The organism is Pseudoalteromonas sp. APC 3694, assembly GCF_030407565.1.
GTDB lineage: Bacteria > Pseudomonadota > Gammaproteobacteria > Enterobacterales > Alteromonadaceae > Pseudoalteromonas > Pseudoalteromonas tetraodonis.
In genome coordinates, this window is the sequence record NZ_JASDDE010000104.1 from 1 (window position 1) to 5,314 (window position 5,314).

Here is a 5,314-nt window from a genome sequence, read left to right on the forward strand (position 1 = left end):
TAAGCGATCAAAGTTAATGCAATTGGGTGATCAAAGCTGGAGAGAATATGCAATTGGTATTGAAACATTTGTGTCGTATCGCTTTGATAACGATTTTAGACCATTTATTGCCTATAACTTATTTGATGCAGGTGATGACTACGTAATTCAACCAAACTTTAATGCCGATCCTAACGATGTATTTAAGCGTCAGTTTGCAGTTATTGGTGTGCATTACTTAATTGACCAAGACACACAACTTTATGTAGAAGCACGTAAAGACTTTGGTGATTTTGAAAGTAATAATAAACAGCAGCAAGCGCTAATGGAGCAATCTGAAGATGACGGTATTGCTTTTGGTTTTAGATACGTTCTTTAATATCAGTTGAGCTTTCAAGCTTAAAAAAACTTAAAGCCCTGCAAAATAGCAGGGCTTTTTTTCGATTTGTTTAGTTGAAGCTTGAGCTATTTTTTCTTAAATGCTTTTTTTAACGCACGCGTCCCCTCTGTTGGCCCTAGAATAAGCCATAAAAAAGCAACCCCTCCTGGGACTAAAACTGCTTTTAATATTGGCCCTAGCAAATAAGAATAAAAATAAATTAGTGGAATAAAAAGTACATAACCAATAACACGTTTGATAAACTTCATGTAACATCCTTATAAAAATGAGTGTGCTCAAAATATTAATTGAGCGCACTCAATTAATCAAATAATGATTTAACCCTTTTATTTAACAAACAAGTAAAGCATTGAAATATAATGAGTAAAAAAGAAAAGACACGCGATAAAATTTTAGCTTCAGCATGGGAATTATTTTTGTTGCAAGGTTACGATCACACATCAACAAGAGAAATAGCGGTTGCAGCCAATGTTGCTGTAGGTACAGTGTTTAGTCATTTTGAAAATAAAATTGATTTATTGATGGCCGGTATGCAACAACAAATAGCCGTTATTATTAACCAAGCAAAGCAGTTAGATACGCAGCACTCCCCTCGATTAAAGTTACGTCACTACGCTCATCCGCTTTATTCTTTTTATTGTGAAAATAGTGAATTTAGTAAGCTATTAATTAGCGACATCATTTGGAGAACGTCTTTATTTAAAGCGCAGATGGATGAATTTAAACAACTGCTTTTTAGTGAACAACCGAAGTTTGATGAAACAAAAGCAAGCGTAATGATGGACTGTTATTTTATGACCTTAATCGATGGGTTAAACGATCCCTTACCTAATGCTGAAAATATGCTTAGACAGTTAAGTAATAAAATAGCGCTTTTGTAATTAAGTCCTAAACGTATAGACCGGTGCTGATATAAATAAAGCACCGCCAACCTTTTTTGTTATTTAAATTCTTTAATTAACGACCCAGATAGCCAAACTCAATAAGCGTTATAAACCCACCACTCCACTTATGACTAAATTGATAATTTATATTACCCCATTGCTAAGATTACATTTAAACACTGTTCAGTATGATGTGTTCTTTTATGTATTACCTTACATCCACCAGCCAGCCATTTACACCATAAAATAAGGTAATTTATAGCAAAAAGGCTTAACTGTATATATGTACAGTTAAGCCTTTTTGCTAGTGCTGCTCTTAATTAAAGTTTAGCAATATTCTTAATTAATAAATTCATCATAGGCCATTAAAGCCCCCGTAATACTCAAAGCTGGATTATCATTATGCTTTGCATCAGGGTTTACTTTACTCCTCCAGCCTAACCAGTTACTAGTATGGCTTACTAAACTTTGCTCTAAGTTATTATACGCCTCAAGCATTAATTTATGCTCAGCCCCGCCAACAGTAAAATATAATAAGGTGGGTCTATAGTAGCTCTGTGTTTGAACTTGTAAAAAGGTATTAAGATGATTTACTACAGTCATATCGTCGTACCAAGCCGCAGGACTAAATGCAAAATAACCATTAAATAGCATTGGTTTGGTATGCAGCGTATATAAAGTAAAACTGCCCCCTGCCGAAAATCCCGTTAATATACGATTTTCAGTTAACCTGTAAGTTAGCCTCTAAATAAGTAATACCAATTCGCTTAATTAAGTGGTCTATTTTGAGGCTGGAAAAACGAGTTGATAGCTAGGCAAATAATTCGCTATTTAGTTGTTCTAAATGAAAGTTTTTTAACACAGGTAGCGACACGTTTAGCCCCGCAAAAGCTCTATAAAAGCTAAAAACAAATCAGCTTTACCAAAAATTTCGGGCGAAGTTTCATGTTTAGGCCGAGGATTTGTATTAACGTCTTTCCTTGCATAAGGTGGTACTAAATCACGATTTCGAGTATCGATAAAAAACTGATTAGGTATAGCAACTAAAATAGCCTCATTTAATATGCTTTCAGTATTTAATGCTTTTAGTGCCTTATCCCAATTAGCTAAATTAAAATTACCATCTGTTTTTATAATAAGTGGATACGCTTTATTTTTGTCAAAATCATCGGGTAATCTTATAAATACCTTACGAGACTCATTAAGCACTTTCGAATCTAAGGTTACATCAACAAAGTCTGAAACAATATTTTGATAATAACTAAACCCAGTTATTGCAAACCCAAATACACTAACAGTAAACAATACATTTAAAATAATCGCTTTTTTAATTCTCATGCGCCACCCATTTTAGTTAATTGCTTATGCCATACACCGTTATTAAGTTGCTGCTTAAATACAAAGCCAATTTTAGTAAGCAAGTTATAACAGCGTACGTTTTTACCATGAATTTCTGCATATAAGTGCTCAATGTTTAAAGAGCTATGCACTTCACTGACAAAGCCTTTAAGTATTTCTTGCATTAAGCCTTGCTGCCAATAAAAAGGATCGAGTTCGAAGCCCAAATAAGCACTTTGAGTTTGGCTATTTATGTTATATAAACCACAGGTACCAATTAGGTCGCCAGATATATTATGTTCAATCGCAAGCCGAACCCCTTCACCTTGGTAATAACTCGAGATATCATCTTGAATTAACTGCTTAATATGCTGTTTATTTAGCGGGGTTTTATAATCGTTAAACTCATAAACGAGTGGATTATTTAAAATTGTTAATAGCGCTGCGCCGTGTTTGTGGGTAATTAAACGTAAGGTAACGCGGGGTAATTTTATAGTTTTAAACATGCCTACGCCAAATAAAGTAAACGCGCTTTAAATAGCACTTTATAGAGCGTCATTATTAACTTACCATACCGTATTCACAAGCATTAATTGAGATAAACTATGAGCGACAATTTTAAAGTAATACAACCAACTACTACTGTTTACTGCCCAAAACGTGGTGAAGGTTGGACCCTTACCGGCATTACTAATATTAACGAGTTTACGTCGGTTATGTTTGATGGTGTACGTTACACCTTACCAGCGAGAGAAATTGTAGAGCAGTTGCTGCCTAACCAATTAGCGCGTGAACAGCAAAATAGCTAAATTAAACAAAATTTATCACTTAACCATATGTACACAGTTTTCTGGTAATGGGCTTAAGCTTTGATTTTCTGGGGTATTAGCAGCAACTTTAAAGCCTAGCTTTTTATAAGCCGATACTGCTGCTAGGTTGTTTTTATAAACAAACAATGAGCAATCATTAACATTTAAGTTTAATTGCCCATGTTTACATAATGCTTTAATTAGGGTGGCTGCAATTCCCTCCCCCCTTCGTATAGGGTTTACTATTAAACGCGCCAAATGACATTTGTTTTTTTGTTGATAATATTGCCCAAAAGCGAGTAATACGTTTTGTTGTCCAACCAATACAAAAGAAGTCGAGACATCAAGGTTTAAGTCTTCAATAAAAGTCTGCGACGTAAATGGGTACCTAAAGTAAGGCCAGCCCATTGAGTTATGTCATGTTGATCATCAAACCAACTCATTAGCTCGATAATATGCGTATTATTAAGTGGTTGTAATGTCATTCGCCTTGTTGATTCCTTCAAAACGCTTCATCTTCACTGTATACATTTACATTAAGTTCGTCGTTATCTTCAAATACAACAAACGAAATCGGCTTACAACACACTTGGCAGTCTTCTATGTATTGCTCATCAATATCAGCCACATCAATTAATACTTCTATGGTTTCGCCGCAGTAAGGACAACTAATTGACTTTTCGGTTAACTGGTTCATGATTTCCCCTTTCAAATTTACATAAGGTTATAGTTTCACTTTAGTAAACAACCTTATATATGACAATGCTCGTAGAGTGACTTAATAATTCAAATTTAAACAGCGTTAGCTAAAATATTGTTTAACTTAATTATATCAACTAAGCCATGTTGGTTCTGATTTAAAAAATAATCGCATTGCCATAAATTATCCTTAATATGTATCGTGATTGAATAAGCGCCTAACAGCTTATCAAACACCACTTTGGGGGTTTATAACACCCCAAAACGGCGTATATTACATTGCTTAATAATTCCACTAAATAAGTTATGTAAACAAGTAATTACGTAGGTGGTAAAACACCCCTTGCTAAAATACACCAAAACGACTTTTAATAATGTTATTAGACAAAACACCAACACTGTATAAATACACAGCATCCATAAATATGCCATTTTCCGCTTACAAAGCACCCAACTAACTGGCTGGTAATTTAGCTCGATGGTTTTAATTTTTGCTGCTGTTTATTATGATGAGCGCACACCCTGCCTTTTTAAATCCATTAAGGTTTTTTCAGTCATTTTATTAAGGATTATCTCATGTCTAGCTATAACGAATCCCCAGAGCAAATTGCACAAGCCACTGAGGGCTATGTGATGCAGCAAACTATGTTGCGTATTAAAGATCCAAAACCATCGCTGGCATTTTATGAAAACGTATTAGGTATGAAGTTGTTAGGTAAGTACGACTTTCCTGGTATGGAATTTACTTTGTACTTTTTAGGCTATGAGCAAGATATGCCAAAAGGCGATGATAAAGAAAAAACTCAATGGGTGTTTCGCCGCCCTGCGCTGATTGAGCTTACCCATAACTGGGGCACTGAAAACGACGACAGTTTTAGCGGTTATCACAGTGGTAATGAAGAACCAAAAGGCTTTGGCCATATTGGTATTAGTGTGCCTGATGTATATGCAGCGTGCGAGCGCTTTGCTAAGTATGATGTGGAGTTTGTAAAACAGCCAGACGGTGGCTCAATGAAAGGCCTTGCCTTTATTAAAGACCCAGATGGTTACTGGATTGAAATACTTTCGCCAGAGGGCATTACAGACATTATTCGATCGCAATAAAAAACACTAAACATAAAAAAGCCTGCAAGTGCAGGCTTTTTGTCATGGCTAGCGCATTTTAATCCCAGATTCTAACAGGGTTGAGCGATAATCATCGTCTA

8 protein-coding genes and 2 pseudogenes are annotated in these 5,314 nt (G+C 35.3%); 4 read left to right on the plus strand and 6 right to left on the minus strand.

The annotated features are described in order from the left end of the window. Positions 1 to 358 (plus strand): annotated as a pseudogene (locus QMA00_RS18445) (hypothetical protein); the annotation flags it as partial. A gap of 86 nt (positions 359 to 444) precedes the next feature. On the opposite strand, the gene QMA00_RS18450 reads toward QMA00_RS18445, so the two are convergent. Further along, on the minus strand, positions 445 to 627 hold the full coding sequence (locus tag QMA00_RS18450) for a hypothetical protein (RefSeq protein ID WP_024602491.1): 183 nt from the start codon (positions 625 to 627) through the stop codon (positions 445 to 447). 111 nt (positions 628 to 738) lie between these two features. Here QMA00_RS18450 and QMA00_RS18455 point away from each other — a divergent pair, with 111 nt between their 5' ends. Then, entirely contained in the window at positions 739 to 1,260 is a 522-nt protein-coding gene (locus QMA00_RS18455; protein ID WP_290158417.1) for a TetR/AcrR family transcriptional regulator, read from the plus strand. Positions 1,261 to 1,602: 342 nt separating this feature from the next. On the opposite strand, the gene QMA00_RS18460 is transcribed toward QMA00_RS18455, so the two are convergent. From QMA00_RS18460 to QMA00_RS18470, 3 genes and pseudogenes are all read right to left on the minus strand, one after another. Continuing rightward, on the minus strand, positions 1,603 to 1,866 hold the full coding sequence (locus QMA00_RS18460) for a hypothetical protein (RefSeq protein ID WP_290158419.1): 264 nt from the start codon (positions 1,864 to 1,866) through the stop codon (positions 1,603 to 1,605). Between the two features lie 288 nt (positions 1,867 to 2,154). Beyond that, a pseudogene (locus QMA00_RS18465) lies at positions 2,155 to 2,601 on the minus strand (alpha/beta hydrolase-fold protein); the annotation flags it as partial. Next, positions 2,598 to 3,107, minus strand: a complete 510-nt coding sequence (locus QMA00_RS18470; protein ID WP_290158421.1) for a GNAT family N-acetyltransferase — start codon at positions 3,105 to 3,107, stop codon at positions 2,598 to 2,600. The gene QMA00_RS18470 and the pseudogene QMA00_RS18465, both read right to left, overlap by 4 nt. 99 nt (positions 3,108 to 3,206) lie before the next feature. On the opposite strand from QMA00_RS18470, the gene QMA00_RS18475 reads away from it, so the two are divergent. Further along, positions 3,207 to 3,410 carry a hypothetical protein gene (locus QMA00_RS18475; protein WP_013464954.1) on the plus strand — a complete coding sequence of 68 codons (204 nt, stop codon included), beginning with the start codon at positions 3,207 to 3,209 and terminating at the stop codon, positions 3,408 to 3,410. A gap of 15 nt (positions 3,411 to 3,425) precedes the next feature. On the opposite strand, the gene QMA00_RS18480 is transcribed toward QMA00_RS18475, so the two are convergent. Together QMA00_RS18480 and QMA00_RS18485 are read right to left on the minus strand one after the other, a co-directional pair. Beyond that, positions 3,426 to 3,818: a GNAT family N-acetyltransferase gene (locus tag QMA00_RS18480; RefSeq protein ID WP_290158424.1), complete on the minus strand. Its 393-nt coding sequence runs from the start codon at positions 3,816 to 3,818 to the stop codon at positions 3,426 to 3,428. Positions 3,819 to 3,912: 94 nt separating this feature from the next. Beyond that, positions 3,913 to 4,107, minus strand: coding sequence for a CPXCG motif-containing cysteine-rich protein (locus QMA00_RS18485; RefSeq protein WP_075169218.1), 195 nt, complete (start codon positions 4,105 to 4,107; stop codon positions 3,913 to 3,915). Positions 4,108 to 4,685: 578 nt separating this feature from the next. Between QMA00_RS18485 and gloA the strand changes: the two genes are divergently transcribed. Beyond that, positions 4,686 to 5,213 carry a lactoylglutathione lyase gene (gloA, locus tag QMA00_RS18490; RefSeq protein WP_290158427.1) on the plus strand — a complete coding sequence of 176 codons (528 nt, stop codon included), beginning with the start codon at positions 4,686 to 4,688 and terminating at the stop codon, positions 5,211 to 5,213. Positions 5,214 to 5,314: the final 101 nt, after the last annotated feature.

Bases quoted from the DNA above. Each gene is read 5' to 3' on its own strand.
- QMA00_RS18450 (WP_024602491.1), bottom strand. From the start codon at position 627: ATGAAGTTTATCAAACGTGTTATTGGTTATGTACTTTTTATTCCACTA.
- QMA00_RS18455 (WP_290158417.1), top strand. From the start codon at position 739: ATGAGTAAAAAAGAAAAGACACGCGATAAAATTTTAGCTTCAGCATGG.
- QMA00_RS18460 (WP_290158419.1), bottom strand. From the start codon at position 1,866: ATGACTGTAGTAAATCATCTTAATACCTTTTTACAAGTTCAAACACAG.
- QMA00_RS18470 (WP_290158421.1), bottom strand. From the start codon at position 3,107: ATGTTTAAAACTATAAAATTACCCCGCGTTACCTTACGTTTAATTACC.
- QMA00_RS18475 (WP_013464954.1), top strand. From the start codon at position 3,207: ATGAGCGACAATTTTAAAGTAATACAACCAACTACTACTGTTTACTGC.
- QMA00_RS18480 (WP_290158424.1), bottom strand. From the start codon at position 3,818: ATGGGCTGGCCTTACTTTAGGTACCCATTTACGTCGCAGACTTTTATT.
- QMA00_RS18485 (WP_075169218.1), bottom strand. From the start codon at position 4,107: ATGAACCAGTTAACCGAAAAGTCAATTAGTTGTCCTTACTGCGGCGAA.
- gloA (WP_290158427.1), top strand. From the start codon at position 4,686: ATGTCTAGCTATAACGAATCCCCAGAGCAAATTGCACAAGCCACTGAG.